This is a genomic window from Priestia flexa NBRC 15715 (genome assembly GCF_001591565.1).
In the GTDB taxonomy this organism is placed as follows: Bacteria; Bacillota; Bacilli; order Bacillales; family Bacillaceae_H; genus Priestia; species Priestia flexa.
Genome location: NZ_BCVD01000231.1, coordinates 1 through 1402, shown reverse-complemented (window position 1 = coordinate 1402; position 1402 = coordinate 1). Strand labels below are relative to the sequence as shown.

At 35.6% G+C, this 1402-nt stretch carries 1 protein-coding gene; it reads left to right on the top strand.

Translation table 11 applies throughout. The features are described from left to right. Window positions 1-141 precede the first annotated feature (141 nt). Window positions 142-1257 (top strand): IS4 family transposase, encoded by a 1116-nt coding sequence (locus BFL01S_RS19575; RefSeq protein WP_061786718.1) that lies wholly within the window; start codon window positions 142-144, stop codon window positions 1255-1257. The last annotated feature ends 145 nt before the right edge of the window (window positions 1258-1402 follow it).

Here is a 1402-nt window from a genome sequence, read left to right as displayed (position 1 = left end):
CACTAGTGTTGCATTAATTTAAATTAACTATTAAAAAGACTCAAAATCTTCAATTTTATTATTTTAGGCAAACAAAAAGTCCTTTATAATGGAAATAGATGGTGGTAACCCGTCCAAATCCACTAACAAAGGACCAAACTTATGGACAAGATTACACGAAAAACTTCATTTGGACAATGGTTTTCACCAATTAATCTTCAATTATTAGAAGATAACGTGAAAACATTGAAATTAGATTACTATACGAAAAAATTAACGACAGAATCATTCCTTAAATTATTACTTTTTGCACAGCTAGTAGAAATTGAAAGTCTACATGCATTGGGCGATAGCCTTTTCGATGACCACCTTCAAAATGGAGTCGACCTTGATTCAATTAGTATTTCTCAGCTATCACGGCGATTAAATGGCATGAACCCCGATATATTTCAAATGCTTTTCCTTGATTTAGTCGGGCAAACTCATGCTAAAACACACTATACAAAGCTGGTCATGCCGTTAAAAATCATTGATTCAAGCACGTTACCACTAAATTTGACCAATCATAAATGGGCAAAGTTCCGCAAAACAAAGGCGGGTGTAAAGTTGCATTTACGCCTTGTATTTATGGAAAAAGGAACTTCCTATCCAGAAAAGGCTGTGATAACAACTGCGAATGAACATGATCGTGGTCAGCTTGAAATCATGGTGGACGACAAAAAATGCATGTATGTGTTTGACCGTGGCTATCTTGACTACGAACGCTTTGATCGTATGACAGATGATGGGTACTTTTTTCTTTCAAGGCTACGAAAAAACGCAGTCATACGGGAGGTTTATAATTTTAAACTACCCGAGGATTCAGCTGTCTTATCGGATCAAATGGTCTTGATTGGTACAACTCAAAACCGAGCTGAAAACTACTTTCGCCTTCTAAAAGTAATAGATTCAAAAGGAAATGTACTCCATTTAATCACGAATCGTTTTGATTTGAGTGCCGAAGAAATTTCAGAGATGTATAAATCACGCTGGGCCATTGAGCTATTTTTTAAGTGGATCAAACAACATCTCAATATTAAAAAGTTCTACGGACAAAGTGAATGGGCCATTCAAAACCAAGTGTTTATCGCACTGATTGTTTTTTGCCTAAATGTAATTGCGCAAATCGAAACAAAAAGTAAGCGAAAAACGCTACAGATTAGCCGTTTTTTAAGGGCTTCGTTATGGAAACCGGCACATATCTGGATACGAAAGATTAAAGGAAAAACCGTTCCTTAAAAATAAATTGTCGTCGTCGCACAAGTCTAATTGTACATAATTTCCAAATGGATGGAGCCACCTTTAATAAGGTATTTACTTTTTTGGCTCTAAACAGGAAAAAACATTAAACTGAAAATTGCGTCAACATTTATGCAACACTAGT

Coding starts and splice junctions, on each gene's coding strand:
- BFL01S_RS19575 (WP_061786718.1), top strand. CDS start 142: ATGGACAAGATTACACGAAAAACTTCATTTGGACAATGGTTTTCACCA.